This window comes from Sorangium sp. So ce145, from assembly GCF_051525985.1.
Taxonomy (GTDB): Bacteria; Myxococcota_A; Polyangia; order Polyangiales; family Polyangiaceae; genus Sorangium; species Sorangium cellulosum_B.
This window is the reverse complement of sequence record NZ_CP150315.1, coordinates 4,003,943-4,023,259: the sequence shown is the minus strand read 5'-3', so window position 1 is coordinate 4,023,259 and position 19,317 is coordinate 4,003,943. Positions and strand designations below refer to the sequence as shown.

6 protein-coding genes are annotated in these 19,317 nt (G+C 68.6%); all 6 read right to left on the bottom strand.

The genetic code is table 11. The annotated features are described in order from the left end of the window. Positions 1-38: 38 nt before the first annotated feature. Positions 39-1,595, bottom strand: a complete 1,557-nt coding sequence (locus tag WMF34_RS15265; protein WP_231864852.1) for a serine/threonine protein kinase — start codon at positions 1,593-1,595, stop codon at positions 39-41. A 267-nt stretch (positions 1,596-1,862) separates the two neighbouring features. Further along, positions 1,863-13,403 carry a tetratricopeptide repeat protein gene (locus WMF34_RS15260; protein ID WP_437993729.1) on the bottom strand — a complete coding sequence of 3,847 codons (11,541 nt, stop codon included), beginning with the start codon at positions 13,401-13,403 and terminating at the stop codon, positions 1,863-1,865. Between the two features lie 76 nt (positions 13,404-13,479). Then, a complete protein-coding gene (locus WMF34_RS15255) occupies positions 13,480-14,388 on the bottom strand; it encodes a tetratricopeptide repeat protein (RefSeq protein WP_231864851.1) in 909 nt (302 codons plus the stop codon). 537 nt (positions 14,389-14,925) lie between these two features. Then, positions 14,926-16,971, bottom strand: a complete 2,046-nt coding sequence (locus WMF34_RS15250; protein WP_012235549.1) for an AgmX/PglI C-terminal domain-containing protein — start codon at positions 16,969-16,971, stop codon at positions 14,926-14,928. 90 nt (positions 16,972-17,061) lie between these two features. Beyond that, the gene (locus WMF34_RS15245; RefSeq protein ID WP_157906686.1) at positions 17,062-17,301 is read right to left on the bottom strand and encodes a hypothetical protein; all 240 of its coding nucleotides are present in this window, start codon (positions 17,299-17,301) and stop codon (positions 17,062-17,064) included. Positions 17,302-17,828: 527 nt separating this feature from the next. Then, positions 17,829-19,310 (bottom strand): tetratricopeptide repeat protein, encoded by a 1,482-nt coding sequence (locus WMF34_RS15240; RefSeq protein ID WP_231864850.1) that lies wholly within the window; start codon positions 19,308-19,310, stop codon positions 17,829-17,831. Positions 19,311-19,317: the final 7 nt, after the last annotated feature.

The following is a 19,317-nucleotide window of genomic DNA, read 5'->3' as shown; positions in this document are numbered from 1 at the left end:
GGCCTCCGGCGGTCACGCCGAGCCCGCGGCGCTGCCGGTCACTTCCGAGGCGCGGTGCCGCCGCCCGCCTTGGGGGACGTCGACGGCACCGGGCGGAGGTTGATGGTCAGCACCTCGTCGCGCGTGAACACCACGAAGCGCGCCTCCGGGGTGTACCCGTCGGCCGTGACCCGGATGCGGTGCCCGGTGCCATCCCGGCTGAACCTCGCGAAGAACGGGTTGCTGGGGAGCTCCACGTCGTCGAGGTAGATCTTCGCGTCCAGCGGCGTGGCGATGATCCGGAGCTCGACGAGGTTGGCGACCGGGGGCGCGTAGGTCGGAGGAGAAGGCGGCGTGGCCTCGCCCCCCCTGGTCTCCGCAGGAACATCGCCCTCCGGCGTCGTCGTGGGGCGGAGCGTGAGGACCGCCCACGCGCCGCCGATCAGCAGCATCGAGAGCACCGCGATCCCCGCGCTCCAGAGCGCCTTCCGCCGGGTCGACTTGGTGTTGGCGACCATGATCGTGGGGATCGTCTGGCGGTTCGAGATGCTGTCCTCGCGCGACGGGTCGTCGCCCAGCATCTGGTCCCCCACCGGCGCGGAGAACTGCTGCGACATCTGCGAGAGCGGCATGCGCTGAGACCACGGCACGGCGCCGCGCTCCTCGAGCACCGGCAGGATCTCGAACTCCTCCCCGCCCTCGGCCGCGCTGGCGTGGAGCCGCCCCAGCTGGTCGCTGATCGCGGACCGCACCTCGGCGCGGCGGTGCGCGAAGGTCTCACCGATGAGGCGGCCGATCTCGGCCGAGGAGGGGCGGCGGCCCATCGTCGCCAGGTACGCCTCGACGTCGTCACGCATCTGGGCCGCCGTCGCGTACCGCTCCTCGGGCGCCATCGCGAGCGCGCGCGAGCAGATCCGCTCGAGGGCGTCAGGCGCCGCGGGCCACCGCTCGCGCAGCTTCGGGATCTCGCCGAACGTGAGCCGCTGGAGGATCTGCACGTCGGAGAGATCCCCCCAGAAGCGCTCGCCCACGACGAGCTCCCAGAAGATGAGGCCCATCGAGAAGATGTCCGCGCGGCGGTCGACCATCGTCGCGAGGGCCTGCTCCGGCGCCATGTACCGGATCTTCCCCTTCACGACGCCGGTGCTCGTGTCCGCGTCGCGCGTCGCCCACTTCGCGATCCCGAAGTCGACGACCTTCGCCTGCCCGTCGTAGGTGACGAAGATGTTGTGCGGGCTGATGTCGCGGTGGACCACCTGGAGCGGCTGGCCGTTGAAATCCATGAGGTCGTGCGCGTAGTGAAGCCCGGCGAGCGCATCGGCGAGGATCGCCAGGTAGACCGCGCGGTGACGCGACGGGTCGATCTTCCTGCAGATCCGATCGAGGGAGTGCCCTTCCAGGTACTCCATCACGATGTAGTACTGGTCGTCGATCTGGCCGCACTCGTACGTCTGCACGACGTTCGGGTGGTTCAGCCGCGCGGCGAGCCTCGCCTCGTCGAGGAACATCGCGTTGACCTCGGGCTCGGTCGCGATCCCCGGCTTGAGCCGCTTGATCACGACCAGCTTCTCGAACCCGAGCGGGCCGCGATGCGCAGCGAGGAAGACCTCGGCCATCCCTCCCTGCCCAAGCTTTGCGATCAGCCTGTATCTCCCGAAGCCTCTCGCGGACTGCACGGGGAGCCGGACGATCATCGATGACGAGGTCACAGCACCTGATCGTTCGTAAGGATTGCTGACTCGTCAAGCAGACTCATGGAGATGTGCATCCCTCCGGCACAGCGGAGCCCCGGGGCGAGGAGCACACGCGCGCTCCCCCGAGTGCCCCGGGTGCTCCGGTTAATGAGGTGAATTCCGCTACTTAGGCCCTGCTGCCGCGCGGGATCACCCCTCGCCGATGGCGATCCCGAGCGCCTGACGCAGCGCGAAATACTGATCGCTTGTCGAGAAGACGATCAGCTCCTTGAGCCTGTCCTGGGGCGGGAGATCCCCGGGCTGCTGCGGCTCGGCGGCGATGATCTTCTTCGCGATCTCGAGATCGCCCGAGAGGAGCAGGCCGGTGCGCGCCGCGGTGATGTCGACGCACTGGACCCACCGCTTGATGTTGGCCTTCGCGCCCTCCGCAAGGAACTTCTTGACCACCATGCGGAGCCCCTCGAGCTGCATCGGCTGCATGAACCCGCGGAGCGTCTGCGCGGTCGCCGTGATCTGCTTCTCGATGTCCGGCGGGACCGACGTGTCGGGCGCGACCAGCTTGATCCCGGCGAAGAGGAGCACCGTCAGCTCGGTGACCGTCGGGAACAGCGTCTTGATGTAGTGCTCGCCGCGGTACATCGCGAGGTGCTTGCCGACGATGAACGTGAGCTCCTGCGGAGAGAACCCGGTCAGCACGGTCTGCCCCGCGACGGACGCCGGCTGCTCGTTCGCCACCGCGACGAGCGCGCCGGGCACGTCGCTCCGCACGTAGAGCCGCGGCGCCGGCAGGCCGAGGACGTTGGCCGCCCACCCGAAGGTCCGGGCGAACGTCACCGTCGAGGTCGCCGGATCCTGGAGGAAGCGCTGATCGAGGACCGGCAGCTCACGGCGCTGCTTCAGCGTCTCGATCTTCGCCCTGAGCGCGGCCCCCGCGATCATCTCGAAGATCTTGCCGACGTAGAGGTTCTCCTCCTCGTGGAACAGGTTCCTGATCCACTGCTCGTTGTCGAGCCGGCTCTTCGCCTGGATGAGCCCCTGCGGGCGGTAGTCCTCGAAGTACTGCTGCTCGTCGGGATCGGCCTTGCGGAGGAACGACAGCGCCGCCGCGACGCACCAGGCCTGGTCGTAGCGCTTGCTGTCCACGTACAGGCGGTAGAGCCGCTTGTACGGGTCGATCTTCATCGGATCGATCTTGACCATCGCCTGGAACTCGCCGGTCGCCAGATCGAACTGCTCCGACTGCTCGTAGAGCTCCGCGAGGATCAGGTGCTCCGTCGCGTCCTCGGGCTTGAGCCGCGAGGCCATGCGGAACGTCTCGACGGCGGCCGTCCTGTCGCCGAGCCGATCGCGGTAGATGAGCCCGAGCGCGTGCCAGAGGCTGTACTCGAGGTCCGTGTTCCCCTTGCCGGCGACCCTGTGCAGCATCTTGCGGTACGCCCGCTCGAGCTGCTTCCACTCCTTCTGCGCCGTGAGGATCTTGTTGATGCGCTCGAAGGCCTCGAGGGAGTGCGGGTTCAGGTCCAGCGTGTCGTTGAACAGCTCCACCGCGCGCGCCGGGTCGTCCAGCTTGTCGCGGTAGATCTGCGCCATCGTGTAGAGGTAACGGCTCTTCCGATCCGGCTGCGGCTCCAGCTCCGCGATGCGCTGGAGGCAGTCCACCATCCGCTCCCACTGCCCCGTGCGCTGGTAGAGCTGGAGCAGCTTGTGGAGCAGCACGTGGTTCTGCGGCTCCAGGTCGAGCGCCTCCTCGAGGGCCTCCACGCCCTTCGGGATGTTGTTCTCCTTCTCGACCCAGATGTCGCCGATGTCGTTCAACATCTTGAACCGCTCGGCGCCGTCCATGATGTTGTCGAGGATCAGCCGCTTGTAGTGGCAGACCTGCTTCCAGTCCTTGAGCGCGTCGTAGACGGCGACCATCGCCTCGAGCGTCGGCCGGTGCGCGGGCTCGGCCCCGAGCGCCTTCTCGAAGTTGTTGACCGCCTGCTTCGACTGCCCCTGGGCCTGCTTGATGCAGCCGAGCTTGTAGTAGACGGTCGCGCGCTCCTCGGTCTCGGCCTCGTCGAGGCTGGTGAGCACCTTCTGGTAGTTCGTCAGCGCGCTCGCCCAGTCGCCGAGCTTGAAGCTGACGTCCGCCAGGCCCCGGATCGTCTCCTGGTCGGTCAGATCGAGGTTGTGCGCGGCCGTGTACGCCTTGAGCGAAGCGTCGTCCTTGCCGAGCCGCTCGAGGACCCGCCCGAAGGTCCGCTGCAGCCGGTGCTGCTCTGACCTATCGCGCTTGCCGCTCTTCCTGACGAGCATCTCCGCGAGCGGCTCGGCCTGGGCCCACCGCTCGGTGGAGACGTACTCGCTCAGGAGCGGCATCGCGGCGTCCTCGTTGTCGGGATCGCTCTGGAGCGCCATCTCGTACGCCTGCACCGCGAGCGCGTGCTCGCCGAGCATGTCGTCCCGGAGCTTGCCGAGCTCGACGAGCAGCCGCGCCTTGGCGCGGGGCGCGTCGGTGTTCATCTGCTCCTGATCGAGGTAACGCGCCGCCCGGTCCCAGTCGGCCGCGTCGATCGCGATCACCCGCAGCGCCGCCAGCGTCGGCACGTGCGACGGATCGAGATCGAGCGCCATCTCGAAGCGCTCCTGGGCCTGGACCCGCTCGCCGAGCTTCTCGTCGAGCTGCCGGCCGATCCGGAAGTACATCTCGACGCGCTGCTTGCCGTCGGCCGTCAGGTCGGCGACGCGCGTCATGTACTCGATGGCCTTCGCCGAGTTGTCCTGCTTCTCGTAGAGCTTCGCCAGCGCCTCCAGGGCCGGGATGTGCGTGTCCTGGATGTCGACGATGTTCAGGTACGCGTCGATGGCGCGGTCGAGGTCCTCGATCTCCTCCGCGTAGACCTTGGCCGTGTGGGACCAGAGCTCGATCTTCTTCTGCCGATCCTCCGCCGCGTTGATGTGGCGATCGTAGGTGTTGATGAGATCGTGCCACTGGCGGAGCCGGCGATAGCAGCGCTCCAGGGCCTCGAGCGCGGGCTCGTGGCTCGGATCGATCTCGACCACCTGCTCGAGGCGCGCGGCCGACAGATCGGGCTTCAGGAACTGCTCCTCCTGGAGGGTCGCGATCTTCATCAGCACGTCGATGCGCTCGCGCTCCGTGGTGACCACGTCGAGCTGCATCTCGAGGACGCGCACGAGATCGGGCCACTGGTGCGTCGCCGTGTAGACGCGCTCGAGCCCCCGCATCGCGAGGAGGTTCGAGGCGTCGATGTCCAGCACCTCGCGGTAGACCGCGCCGGCCTTCTCGATCAGGCCGAGCTTGGACTCGTAGAGGCCGGCGGTGCGCAGCTTCACGGCCGCGACGACGTCGGGCTCGTTCACGGCCCGCGCCTTGCGGAGCAGGACGTCGACGAGATCGTTCGACTGATCGCGATCCGTGTAGATCCGCTCCAGCGCCTCGAGGGCCGGCAGGTGCAGCGGATCCACGTCGAGGGCACGCCGGTAGAAGCTGAGCCCCTGCTCGACCTCGCCCATGTGCTTCTCGAGCACCTCGCCGAGCTCGGTCAGGACCTCCTTCCGATCGACGTCCGTCACCGCGACGTTGAGGGCGCTCGTCAGCATCTGCCCCTGCTGCTGCCACTGGCCGGTCTTCTTGAAGAAGTTCGCCATCTGGCGCAGCACGGCGACGTTGTTCGGGTCGTGCGCGAGGATCTGCTGGTAGTACGGCTGGGCGTACTCGGGGTGGCCGAGGTCCTCCGCGTACCACTTGGCGAGGCGCAGGCAGAGCGTGATCTTCTGGAGCGGGGCCGTCTGCTGCTGCAGCCACCCGTTCACCGTCTGCACGAGCTCGGGCCAGCGGTTCGTCGCCTGCGCCATGCGCTCGAGGTAGCGGACCGTGTCCATGTCGGAGAAGTCCATCTCGAACGCCGTGAGCAGCGCGTCGAAGGCCTGCGGCTTGTCCTCGAGCTGCTCCTCGAAGACCCGGGCCACCTTGCGGAGGATGTCGGTCTTGTCGGAGACCTCCTCGCGCGACTCGAGCCGCGCGAGGTAGAGCTCGATGAGCGGCTCGCTCCGCCGGGCGGCGTCGTGGAGCTGCTCGAGCGCCGCGAAGGCCTGGTCGTGCGTCGGCTCGAGCTCCAGGACCTTCTCGTACGCGAGCGTGCCCCGGTCCTTCTCCTCGACCTGGTGCTCCCAGATCTGCGCCACCTCGAGGTACTCGCGCACCTTGTCCGCCGGCGACTCGTAGGCCGCCGCCCGGCCCATCTTCACGTCGACGACCTCGACCCAGCGCCCCTCGGCCCGGAGCAGGTTCTCCAGGGCGGCCATCGCCTCGAAGTCCTTCGGGTCGACCTCGAGCAGCTTCCTCCAGGCGTCGATGGCGTCATACGCCTGCCCGAGGACGTGCTGGTAGGTCGTCCCGAGCTCGCGGTACAGCGCGATCACGTTCTCGGCCGGCAGCACGTCCCGCGCCCGATCCACCGTCTGGTGGAGCGAGCTCACGATCTGCTCGGGCTCGTTGCGCAGCCGCCAGATCGCCGCGATCGCGTAGAGCGCCTCGAGGTTCGCGTAGTCGATGTCGAGGACGCGCTGGTAGTCGTCGAGCGACGAGTCGTCGCGGCCGAGCTGCTCGTGGAACAGCTTGGCGCGGCGGAGCAGCACCGCGACGCGCGACTCATCGTCGATCGCGATGTCGTAATGCCGCTCGAGGACGTCGCAGAGCTCGGACCACTGCCCCACCCGCTCGTAGAGGTTGGACAGCGCCCCGAGCGCCTCCGGATCCTCGCCACGGAGGTCGAGGACGCGCTTCCAGGTCTCGACCGCGCCCTGGACGTCGTTCAGCCGATCGGCGAGCAGGTGCGCCATCTTGGCGCGGATATCGGCCTCCTGGCTGTCGCCCATCGCGTTCTCGAGCTCCCGCTCCAGCACGATCTTGAGCTGCGTCCACGCCCCCTTGGCCGTGTAGATGCGCTCGAGGGCGCTGATCGCCTGCTCGTTCGTCGTCTCGAGCTCGTCGAAGATGCGCCGGAACGCGCGGATGGCGTCGTCGAGCTGACCGAGCCGCTCCTCGTACGTCTGACCGAGCCGCAGATACAGGTCGACGAGCTCCGGCCGATCCTCGGTCGCGCGCACCCGCTGCTCGAGCACGCTCGCGAGCTCCGGGTACTGCTCGAGCTGCGTGTAGATCCGATCGAGGTTCGAGAGCGCCTCGGCCTCGAGCGGCTCGATGCCGAGCACGTACCGGTACGTCTCCTCGGCCTTGGCGACGTCGCTGAGGTCGGTCTCGAAGACCCGCGCGAGCCGCTTGCCGATGCCGGTCTGGACGTCCTTGTCGCTGTGGATGCCCAGCACGTCGGCGTACGCGTTGGCGAGCATCTCCCAGCCGCCGTCGACCGAGCCGGCGAGCCGCTCGACCTCCTCGAGCGTCTTCTCGTCGCCCGGGTACTCCTTCAACGCCCGCATGAAGACGGCGAGGGCCCCGTCCGGCGAGATGAGGCGCTCCTCCTGGAGCTCCCCGAGCCGGTAGTACATCGCCTGCCGCTCCTGCGCCTCGGTGAGGTGGGTGAGCTCCGCCTCGAGCACCCCGCCGAGCTTCTCCCACTCCGCCGCCGCCTGGTAGAGCGGCTCCAGGATGGCGCCGATCTCGATCTGCTTGATCCCGGCCGCGAAGAGCCCCTCGAGGGCCTCGAGCGTGGGCGAGTGCTCGGGGGCCGCCGTGAGCACCTCGCGGTACGCCCCGATGGCCGCGGGCAGGTCGTTGAGCCGCGTTTGATAGACCACGCCGAGCCGGTACTTGAACTCGAGGATCTCGTCCGGCGACTGCGCGATCTCCGACTCGCGCGACAGGATGGTGACGAGATCGCCCCACCGCTCTGTCGCGGTGAACAGGCGATCGAGCGACGCGATCGCGGTCTGGTTCTCCGGCTCGACCTCGAGCACGCGCCGGTAGCGCGCGACGGCGCTGTCGATGTCGTCGAGCTGCGTCTCGAAGATCTGCGCGAGCCGGAGCCCGAGCTCCACGAAGCGCGCCGGCTCCTCGTCGAGCCGGCCGAGCTCCGTGTCGTACAGCGCGGCGACCTGCGGCCAGCGGTTCACCATCATCGCGAGCCGCTCCAGGTTCGAGAGCGACTCCTCGTTGCCGATGTCGCACGTCACCGCCCGCGCGTACGTCTCGAACGCGGTGACGTGGTCGCTCAGCATCTCCTCCGAGAGGCGCGCGATGCGGTGGAGCAGATCGACCTTCTCGTACGGGTCCTCGGCCACCTTGACCCGGACCTCGAGCACGCTGATCAGCTTCTGCCACTCGCCGGACGCGTCGTAGATCGGCTCGAGCACCAGCGCGGCGCCGAGCGGCTCGCGGCTGCCGTCCTTGATCTGCTCGAGCGCCCGCAGCGTCGGCTCGTGATCGGGCATCTGCTGCAGGAGATCGCGGTAGAGCTCGATCGCGCGGGACACGTCGTCGAGGTGCTTCTCGTAGAGCTCCGCGATCCGGTACTGGTAGCTGATGCCCTCCGCCGGGTCCGCGGTGATCTCCGCCTCGTGCTGGAGCACGCTGAGCAGCTCGAGCCAGTTCTGCGACGTCTGGTAGAGCACGTCGAGCCGCCCGAGCGCCTGGAGATCATCCGGATCGATCTCGAGCACGCGCTGGTACGTGTCGATCGCGCTCGCGACGTTGCCGAGCTCGCGCTCGTACACCGCGCCGATCTGGTAGTAGATGCGCTTCTTCTCGTTCGAATCGAGGACGAGATCGGCCTTCTTCGCGTAGACCGAGAGGAGCTCCTGCCAGCGTGAGAGGCTGAGGTAGAGCTTCGTCAGCGCGTCGATCGCCCGCAGATCCTCGGCGTCGAGCTCGAGCACCTTGCCGTAGACCGCGATGGCCTGATCGTGCCGCTCGAGCACCTCCTCCTCGAGGCTCGCGGCCTGGAAGAGGGCGAGCTTCTTCTCGCTCAGGTCGTCGAGGATGTCCGCCTTCTGCTGGAGGATCTGCGACAGCTCGTTGTAGCGCTCCGAGGTCCTGAACAGCCGCTCGAGCGACTCGGCCGCGTGCAGGTTGCGCGGATCGATCTCGAGCACGCGCCGGTAGTGCCCGACGGCGCTGTCCATGTCGCCGAGGTCTCCCTCGTAGATCCGCGCGCTCATCGTGTAGAGCGAGCTCGCGAGCTCCGCGTCGGTCTGCTGCGCCGCCAGCGTCTCGAACACGCGCGCCAGGTCGGCGAAGCGACCGGTCGCGCGCGCGAGCCGGTCGAGCCCCTCCTGGGTCGACTCCGAGGCCGGATCCTGGCTCAGCGCCCGCGCGTAGGTGTCGAAGGCCGAGCTGAGGTCGCCGCCCGCGTCCTCGTAGAGCACGGCGATCTGGTGGAGCAGCTCGACGCGACGGGTCACGTCGTCGCTGCGCCGCACCTGCACCTCGTGCACCCCGATGAGCTTCTGGAAGTCGCCCGACTGGCGGTACAGCGGCTCGAGGATCTCCGCGATCGCGAGCTCGTGCTCGGCGACCTTCCCGAGGCGCTCGAGCGCCCCGAGCGCCTCGACGTTGGTCGGCTCGCGCTCGAGCACCTGCCGGTAGATGTCGATCGCCGAGTCGACGAGCCGCATCCGCGACTCCCGCAGCGCGGCGAGCCGGAGCATCAGCCGGATCTGCTCCTCCTCCTCGACCGCGATGCCGAGCTGCGCCTCGAGGTTGTCCGCCAGCTCTTCCCACATGCCCTGGCGGCTGAAGAGCCCGTCGAGCGCCGTCAGCGCCACCAGGCTCGTGTTGTCGATGGAGAGGACCTCGCGGTACGCGGCGATCGCCTCCTCCGGCTGCCCGAGCCGCTGCTCGTAGACCTCGGCCATCTGCGCATAGAGGCCCTCGCGCTCGGTCGGCTCGTGCACGAGCTCGATGCGGCGCCGGTAGACGCCGATGAGGTCGCCCCAGCGCTCGGTGCGCCGGTAGAGCTCGTCCATCGCCTCCAGCGCCTCCGAGTCGGCGGGATCGATCGAGAGCACGCGGAGGTAGCCGTTCGCCGCCTCCTCGACCTTGCCGAGCCGCTCGTGGATGCTCCCGAGGCGCATCCAGTATTCGCGGCTCAGCCGCGCGTCGCTCAGCGAATCGGCGATCTCGCTGAAGATGACGTCGAGCCTGTCCCAGGCGCCCGCCTGCGCGGCGAGCGACTCGAGCTCCGCCCGCGTCTCGGCGTGCGACGGGTCGTCCTTGAGCGCCCGCGACTGCGCGTCGAACGCGCGGCCCAGGTCGCTCAGGCTCTCGGCCGCCGTCCGCGCCACCTTCCGGAGCAGCGCGACGCGGGTCGCCGTGTCGCCCTCGGCCGCGGCGAGGATCTCGAGCGCCTGGATCAGCTTCTCCCAGTCGCCGCGCCCCTCGTAGATCTCCTGCAGGATGGCCGCCGCCTCGGCCCGCAGGGACTCGTTCGAGAGCAGCGCCTCGAGCGCGAGGCGCGCCGCGTCGTTGCCCGGATCGAGGATCAGGATTTCCTTGTAGTTCTCGAGCGCTCCGGCCGCATCGTTCAGGTGCTTCTCGAGGGTGCTCCCGAGCCGGAACTTGAGGTCGATGAGCGCCTGCTCGTCGAGCGGAGAGTCGATCCGCTTGCGGAGCACGTCGACGTAGGACTCCCAGTCCTGCTGCTCGCGGTAGAGCTTGTCGAGCGCCGCGAGCGCCTGCGGGTCCGTCGGCTCGTCGTCGAGCACCTGGCGGTACGTCCCGATCGCCTGCGCCGCGTCGCGCAGCTCCCCTTCGTAGAGCTCCGCGATCGCGTAGAGGATCTGCTTGCGCTCCTCCGGCTCGGTGACGATGCCGAGCTTCTTCTCGTAGATGCCGAGCAGCTCGCCGAACCGGCCCGTCTCGCGGTAGAGCCGCTCCAGCGCGCCGATCGCGGCCTGGTTCTCACCGTCCGCCTCGTACACGGCGCGGAACTGCGAGAGCGCCTCGTCGATGCGCTTCACCTCGTCGAGCAACACCCGCCCGAGCCGGAGCCGGAGATCGACCCCGAGCGCGATGTCCCCCTCGCCCTCCGCGCGCGAGATCGCCGACGAGTAGGCCTGGATCAGGGCGTCCCACCCCTCCGTCGAGCGCGCGGCGCGCTCGACGTCATCGATGCACTGCTCGTCCTGCGGGGCGATCTGGAAGGCCGAGAGGTAACGCTCGAACGCCCGCTGCGGCTCCTTGAGGCGCGTCTCGTAGAGCGCCGCGACCTGCCGGTAGAGGTCGAGCCGGGAGACGTCGTCCTGGTCGTGCGAGAGCTTCACCTCGATGGCGCCGGCGAGCCCCTTCGGGTTGTTCGCCTGCGTGTAGATCGGGATGAGCGCCTCGGCCGCGGCGAGATGCGAGCCGTCGATCGAGAGCACCTTCTCGTAGGCGCGCGCGGCGCGATCCGCCTTCTGCTTCTGGACCATCCAGAGCTCGGCGATCTTGACCAGCAGGCTGATCTTGGCCGCGTCGTCGGTCTCCTTGGCCTCCTGCGACTCGAGGACCCGGATGAACTCGTCCCACTTGCCGCTCTCGGCGTAGAACACCTCGAGGTCGTCCCAGCGCTGCAGCTGGAGGTACGCCTTCTTGAGCGCCTCCTGGGCCTTGCGGTCCTGGGGGTTCAGCGCGATCACCTCTTGCCAGGCCTTGACGGCCGCCTCGTCGTCCTTGAGGCGCTCGCCGTAGAGCTGCGCGAGCTTGCTGAGGAGCGCGAGCTTCTGGGTGCTGTCGAAGGTCGTGTCGACCTGCTTCTGCAGCACCCTCGCGAACGCCTGGTAGTCCTTGTTCTTCTCGTAGAGCCCGGCCAGCGCGTTCAGCGCCTCGGGGTTCTCCGGGTCGTTCGCGAGGACCTCGTCCCAGAGCTCGATGCAGAAGTCGACCTTCTTCACCCGCTCGGACGCGAGCTTCGCGATCTCGAGGTACTTCGCGGCGCGATCGCCGCCCTCCGGGAGCGCTGCGGCTTCGCGGCGGAGCAGCCCGATGAGCTTCTCCCAGTCGCGCCGCTTCTCGTAGCTCTGGCGGAGGAAGTCGATCGCCTGCGCGTGCTCGCCGTCGATCGCGAGGATCGACTCGTAGCACTTCACCGCCTCGGCCGCGTTCGAGAACTTGCCCGAGTAGAGCTCCGCCGCCTTCGCGTAGTTGTCGATCTTCTCGGCAGGATCCGAGACCGCCTCGGCGATCTCGATCAGCGTCTTGACGTACTCGTTGTACCGCTTGGCCTGCTCCTGCTTCTGGGCCTTGGCCTTGAGCTCCTCGACGCGGCCCGCGACCTCCGCGCCTGGAGGCGGCGGCGCTGTCGGCCGCCGGCCGACCTCCGAATCCGCAGGCCTGCTCTCGGCGGGAGCCCGCGCGGGAGGCGGCGGCTCGATGTCGGCCACCGAGGACCTCGCGTCGCGCGCGTCCACCGACGAGGCGTCGACAGGAGCGCTCGCGGGCGCGCTCGCCCTGCCGCTCACCGGGGCCGGCGCGCTCACCGGGGCCGGCGCGCTGAGCGGGGCCGGCGCGCTGACGGGCGCAGGCGCGCTCGTGGGAAGCGGCGTGGCGTCCGCAGGCGCGACGGCCACGGGCGCAGGCGCGACGACGACAGGCGCGGGCGCGACGACGACGGGCGCGGGCGCGACGACGACGGGCGCAGGCGCGGCAGCGGCCGGCGGAGGCGCGGACGGCGCGACAGGCGCGGCCGTGAGGCGCTCGCCGATCTGCGCTTCGAACGCGCTCACGCTCGGGTGCGTCGGGGCGACCGCCGAGAGCCTCTCGAACCAGCTCCTGGCCCGGATCAGGTTGCCGAGCTGGCGCCAGGCGATGCCGCCCGCCTGCGCGATCATGTACGGGGAGCTGCCGTTCTGGTTGGCAGCGCTCTCCGCCAGCGACGCGACGCGCTCCCAGTTGCCCTCCTTCGTCCCCCAGAGCTCGCGCAGGTAGGCGAACGCAGCCTCGTTCGAGGGATCGAACCGGAGCGATTCCTCGAGGAGCTTCGATCCGATCTCGACGTTCTGGTGCCGCGTCGCCCAGCGGACGCCGAACTTGAACGCCGCCTCTCCGCGCGCCACGCCGGCGCGCGCGTCGAGGATGCGCCGCTGCGTCTCCACGATCGCCTGCGGCCGCTCCGCCTCGACGAGGAGCCCCTCGAACATCGCCGCGGCCTGCTTGTCGGAAGGCGCCGTCTCGTACGCCCTCCGGAGCAGGTCCTCGAGCTGACCGCGATCGAAGCGCTTCGCGAGGCGCGCCGCGCGGAGCAGCAGCCGCTTGCGCTCGTCGATGCTCGCGGCCGCGTCGGCCGCGTCCACCAGCTCCGCCATGCGCGCCGACCACGACGACTGATCGACCTGCATGTCGAAGAGGCAGGCACGCGCCTCCTCGCTCGTCCCGCCGGACGCGGCGAGGCCCTTCGCGTACATCTCCGTCGCGCGCTCGAAATCGCCCGCGTCGCAGAGCACGTCGCCGAGCTCCACGCGGAGCTCGGCGGCCGCGGTGCCCTCGGGGGCGTTCCTCAGCTCGAGCTCCAGGAGCTTCTGGACCATGTTGGTCTTGCCGAGGTCCCAGTAGATGGAACGAGCCGACTCCAGCGCCTCGAGCAGCGCTGGATTCAGCTTGTATGCGTCCTGGAAGTGCTTCAGCGCCTTGACGGCCTGAAGGAACTTCTCCTCGAGCAGCCGCCCGAGCTTCAGGTGATATGCCGCCTTCCGGGTCGCGTCCCCTTCGGCCGCAATCCCCTTCTCGAGCTCCTCGACGAGCCCTTGCCAGTCATGAACCGACTCGAGATGATTGAGACGCTGCGCAAGATCCATTGATTATCGACCCTCGGCCCCGACCTTCGAACGAATTGAAACGCTTACGTGCCCCGTGCCGCGCGCGGCATCACGGCTATTGACCGCCGAGCCGCGCGACGAGCGTGTTCGCCGTCTCGCACTCGGTCTTGAAGCTCGCCGCCTTCGATCCCTTGCAGGCGCGCGTGGTGAACCCCTTGAGCATCTGGATTGCCTCCTGCTTGCGCGGCGGATCCAGGGTCGCGTAGGTGCTCCCGAGACTCCAGAGAATCTGCACCGACTCGGGCCCATCCGAGGGCGCCACCGCCTTGGCCGCCTCGAGCTCGGACACCATCTCCGCCGTGGACCCCCGGTCCTGGTAGACCGACGCGAGCAGGCTGTGGACGCCGAAGAGGTACTTGTCCCCCGGCTTCGCGAACGACTTCGCCTCCTTGAGCACCTGCTCGGCCTCCTTCGTGTACCCGAGACGGGTGTACAGGTCGGCGAGCGCCGCGTAGTAGCGGATTTCGCTCGGATTGTGCTCGATCGCCTTGGTCAGGTTCTCGAGCGCCTTCTGCTCGTCGTCCGTCCAGAGATAGACGTTCCCGAGCTGGGAGTAGCAATCCGCGAAGTTGGGGTCGTTCTCGATACACTTCTGGTACGGCTCTTTGGCCTCTTCGTACGAGATCGTCTTCTTCTTCGCCTGCTGCTCGAGCGCCCACCCCCGTTCGAACCAGTAGTTGGCGAACTTCGGGGCGATCTGCGTGGCGCGAGCCAGCGTCGATGCGACCTTGTCCCACGACTCCTGCTTCTTGTGCGCCATCGCCAGCTTGAAGAAGATGCGGTGGTTGTTCGGGTCGAGCTTGGTCGCCTGCTCGTACTTGTTGGCCGCACCGTCGGGGTTGACGGCGACCTCCTTGTCGGCCTGATTCGCCAGGATGACGGCCTCCTGGCGATGGCGGCTGCAGCCCAGGCCTGCCGCGCTCGCCGCGACCAGGCCAACCATCAAGAATGCCCCAAGCTTCATCTCGCTCACCTTTCGAATGGCCCCGGCATCGCCGGCCTCTGAGTGACCTGGGCGTCGCGTCGCCCCTCTTCAAAACGTCCCGGAGTCGGCTGCGCCGCTCCGTCCCCAATCCCGGAGACGGCTGCGCCGCTCCGTCAGCATCCCGGAGACGGCTGCGCCGCTCCGTCAGCATCCCGGAGACGGCTGCGCCGCTCCGTCAGCAATCTAGGAGACGGGCTGCCCCGCTCCGTGTGGCACCGTCACAAGCGTCCCGAGGTGGCGCGCGTTGAACCTCGCGCGGCGACGCGAGAATAGGCGGAGGCAACCGCGGAAGTCCAGGGCTTCAGACCCCGCGCATGCGCCTCGCTGCAGCGCCTCCACGCGGAGCCCCCGCCCCACCCCGCGCGGCGGACGCCGAGCTGGCCACCCCACGGCGCTCGCCGCAGACCCCTGGCCGCGCCTGGCGCCGGCCGCATCCGGCCACATCCAGCGCTGAAACGGAAAACGCCCCGCACTTCGCGTGCGGGGCGTTCGCTCGAACCGAGCGGCGAGGCGGGCTCAGCCGCCGGGGCTGAGCATGATCGGGTAGACGACCGTGACGATACCGCCCTCGGGCTGCGGGAACGACAGGCCGTAGAACGCCCGAACGACGCAGGAAACCACGCCGTTATCGGGCAGATCCGAACCGCCGTTACCCACGTTGGAGACCGCGCCGTCGCGCCCGATGACGAAGCGCACCGCGACACGGCCCTGCAGATTGGGGTTGTTCCTGAGCCCGTTCTCGTAGCAGAGCCGGAATCGGCCGAAGTTCTGGCGGACGATACGCTGGATGACCTCGGGGGGCAGACGGCCGCTCACGCTGGTCGCACCCATGCGCACTTGCGGCGGCTTGGTGCGATGCGACCCGCCGAGGCGGCCATGGCCGGAGCCGAAGCCCTGGCCGGTGCCGGTGCCGGCGCCGTGCCCGATGGTGCCGATCGAGCCGAGGCCGATGCCCTCGCCGCGCCCGCCACCGCCCTCGCCGATGCCGGAGAGACCGAGGCCGCCAGCGCCGAACGAGTCGCCGATCTGATCGCCCCACATGTTGCCGCGGGCGCTCAGCGGATCGTTCCCGAGCGAATCGTCGCGTCCCCACGGCGCGGTCGGCGCGTTCGGATCGCCGCCGGCGCCGGCGTTCAGCAGCCCGATCATGCCGAACTCCGCGGCGTCGCGGAGCGCGGCCTGGCGGGCGATGTGCGGATCCGGGTTGTCGGCGGGCCCCTGGACGCCGTAGCGGTTGCCGGTGGCCTTGGTGTTCGGGTTACCCATCGAACCCTCTTCACCCTTGGCGCGGGTACCGGTGCCACCCTCCTTGTTGTCCGCCGCGTTCTCGGCGACCTGCTCGGTCTCCTTCTCCTCCATCTCCTTCTCGGCGGCCGCCGCGAGGTACTGCTGGATGAGGAACTGCTGGTCAGCGGAGATCCCGTCCTCGCCGGTATCGCCGAGGGGCGGCATGAAGAAGGCCATCGCCGCGAGCAGCCCGAGGTGAACCGCCATCGAGAGGCCCGTGTACAGCAGGCTCTGCGTGTCCAGCTGGAGGTGGCCGGCCACGACCTTGCCTGCGTTCACGGCGGACACCTGGAAGACGATGCCGTCGATCTCGACCTTCGCCTTCCCGCCCGACGGAAGCGCCATCTGATAGGCGCCAGAGAGCTCGGAACACGGCTGCGTGAGGCCCTGATCGATCGCCTGCTGCACCGTCATCTTCGGCCTACCCGGGATCTCGATGGTGCCGGTCGCGCGGGGCAGGAGCACCACGGAGACCGAGCCGGAGCGATCCGCGAGGATGATGGGCGCCCGCGTCGTGCCGAGCTTCTCCGAGGGGATGAAGTAGTCGCACTTGAAGTTCTTCCCCGCCTCCTCCCCCACGTAGAAGGAGCGCGGCGGCGTGAGGTGCGCGACGTGGAGCACCGCGGCATCCCACAGAATCATGATCTCGACGGAGGCCGCCGGGACCTCGGTTTCGTCGCTCGGCACGTCCGGCCCGTTCTTCACGAGCGTGTACGTGTAGGAGCCCTCGGGCGCGTCCGGGGGCACCTCGTCGACGGCCGGCGCCGACTGCGCGAACGGGTTGTTGTAGGAGAACGGGTCCGCCCCGCCCGCGGCGGCCGCGGCGAACGGGTTCCCTGGCGGAGCGGCCGCGAACGGATTCCCGGGCGCCGCAGCGCCGAACGGGTTCCCACCAGGCGCCGCCGCAAACGGGTTGGCGGGAACCGGCTTCGCAGGGCCCGCGGCCGCGGCAACCGCCACCGGCTCCGCGCGCTCCAGCATGATCTTCGTGCCGCCGATCTGGAGCTGATCGCCTGGGCTGATCTTGCACTTGTTGACACGCGCCCCGTTCACCATCGTGCCCGGCTCGTTGCCGAGATCGATGAGCGTGATGTCCTGCGGGGAGGCGACCTCGATGACCGCGTGCATGCGCGAGGCAAGCTCGTCATCGACACGCAGATGGCTCTTCGCGTCCTTGCCTACCTTGACGATATCCTGGGTGATCGTCTCCCGGCGGACGAGCGCATCGTTTTGGTAGAGCGCAAATGTGAGAGCGACCCTTTGCTTGCCTTCCATCTCCGCCAGCCTTCCCTATGCGCCGCGCGGCGCACGCCCCCAGCACCGGGGGGTAAATCGATAGGGCAGGTGCCAAACCTGCCCGTCACATCAGAGGTTCTCGACCGACTTGAGCATCTCCGGAACGAACGAGGTGCGGGGCCTGATCAGCGTCGTCCGGACAGGGCCGGGCCGCACACGGATGGTGGCGTCGTTGGGGCCGAACCCGCCGGCGTTCAGCGGATCGTCCGAGAACTCGTACCCGTACCCCTCGTCCTTCTTCCCACCGCCAGGAGCCGCTCCCTGCGCGAACGCCGATGAGGCGACCACGCTCGTAAGAACGGCAGCCACGACTCCCGCACCCAATCGGGTCAACCCTCTCATTCCAGCCTCCTCACAATGTTTCGACTCGGTTACAGTGCCATTGTACCGCCTTCCGCGGCGGCCGGTCAACCAGCTTCGCATGCTATCGAGGCGTCGGAGAGCACGACCCACACACGCCTCGACAACCGATTCCACCCAAGGTTCCCAGAGAGCTGCGACGAAGACGAAAAAGAGCGAACCCCCTTCTCCTTGATGCAGCTTCGTGCAGCGAGAGAAGGGGGCTCCAGGTGCCGTTGTCTGTCGCACCGCCACGCGGTCCGCCCCGCCCGTCGAGCTCGTCCGGAATACTACCGTATCCCTCGCTCACCCTCCTTGCGACCCGGACCGATCGCGACGTCCGCTGTGGCGGGGCGCATCTTCGTGCGCGACGGGCTCATCCGCGTCGTTCGGCTCGCTGCGGCGTACCTTTGTACGCCTCACTCGCCTGCCCAGCGGCTGAGCCCGTGCCACACGAACCTGCACCCCGCCTCGACGGCGCGCGGGACGAGGCTCCGCTACTGGGCAGGAGCCGGGGCCGGGGTCGTCGCTTCGCCCCCTTCGCCCTCGCTCCCGGCAGCTGCCTCCTGCTCGGCTTCCTTCGTCTTCATGTCGGCCTCGGCCGCCTTCCGCTCGGCCTCGGTCTGCTTGTTGAAGGCGATGATCTGGTCGATCTCGCTCATACGCTCTTTCGACCGCTTCACCGCGTCGGCGAACTCGGCGCTGGCGCCCGCCTTCTGGATGAACTGACCGAACAGCCCCTTCGCCGACATGAGGGCGCCCTCGGCCCCCTTGCCGCCCGACTTCGCCTTGTACTCCTGGGTCAGGATCGCCTCGTTGTAGTAGGTCTCGGCGCGCTCGGGGGCGACCTTCTTGGCGGCTTCGAGCTCAGCGCTGGCGGCGGCCACCATGCTGTCGAAGTTCGCGTCGTCGATCTGACCGCGCAGGGCGAGCGCGAGGCCCAGATGAGCGTCGTAGTCGTTCGGACGCATCTTCAGGGCCGCGCGGTACGCCTCGTCCGCCTGCTGGAACCCGCGGAACTGGAGGTTCACCGCCGCGTAGTTCATCTGCGCCTCGTAGAAGGTCGGATCGAGCCTCCTCGCGAGGTTGAACTCCTGCACGGCGCCGTTCAGGTTCGCGAGCTCGACCTGGATCATCCCCGCGGTGTTGTGGATCGGCGCGTAGTTGGGGTTCTTGCGGATGGCCTGGGAGCAGACAAGCGCCGCGAGCTCCAGCGCCTGGGTGTCGACCTTCTTCTGCTTGCTGACGTTGGTCGCGACCGCCTTGCCCGTCTTCCTGCCCGCCTTCTGCTTCGCCGTCTCCAGGTAGTAGATCGCGAGCTGGTTGAACGCGGGCATGAAGGCGTCATCGACGGCCAGCGCGCTCTGGATGTACCGCTTCGCGCGCTGGAAGTCGTTGGGCCCATCGTTGTCCGCGACCTGGTTGCCGCGCTTCATGTACAGGAGCGCGAGGTGCACGAGCGCCTCGACGTTCTTGTACTGAGCATCGACGACGGCGGCCTGGCGCATCTCGCTGATCGCCGCATCGAGGTTCCTCTCGCCCGACTCCGCCAGGTTGTAGAGCGCCACCTGGACCCGCGCGGGGTGGAACTTCGGGTTCTTCTGAAGCGCTTGCGTGAAGTGCTTCTTCGCCTCCGAGTCCTTCTTGCAACGCTGGTACGCGAGCCCCGCGTTGTAGATGGCCTCGGCGAACGTCGTGTCCCCTTGCTGGTCCGCCGCGTCCAGGAACAGCTGGGCCGTCGAGCTGCAAGTCGCCTCGGACCAGTCCCCAGCCTTGTCGTGCTGGACCATGGCGTCCATGGCGGTCTTGAACTTGTTGGCCGCCTCGACCGACACGGCCTGGCCCTTGCTGTCCGTGATCGTCTTGCCCGTCGTCGGGTCCTTCGCGCCCTGGGCCGAACCGCCGGTGCTGCCGCCGCCACAACCCGTCGCGGCCAGAAGGAGCACCGCAACCGCTGCCAATGAGGTGATGCTTCTCATGTTTCGC

Bases quoted from the DNA above. Each gene is read 5' to 3' on its own strand.
- WMF34_RS15265 (WP_231864852.1), bottom strand. From the start codon at position 1,595: ATGGCCGAGGTCTTCCTCGCTGCGCATCGCGGCCCGCTCGGGTTCGAG.
- WMF34_RS15260 (WP_437993729.1), bottom strand. From the start codon at position 13,403: ATGGATCTTGCGCAGCGTCTCAATCATCTCGAGTCGGTTCATGACTGG.
- WMF34_RS15255 (WP_231864851.1), bottom strand. From the start codon at position 14,388: ATGAAGCTTGGGGCATTCTTGATGGTTGGCCTGGTCGCGGCGAGCGCG.
- WMF34_RS15250 (WP_012235549.1), bottom strand. From the start codon at position 16,971: ATGGAAGGCAAGCAAAGGGTCGCTCTCACATTTGCGCTCTACCAAAAC.
- WMF34_RS15240 (WP_231864850.1), bottom strand. From the start codon at position 19,310: ATGAGAAGCATCACCTCATTGGCAGCGGTTGCGGTGCTCCTTCTGGCC.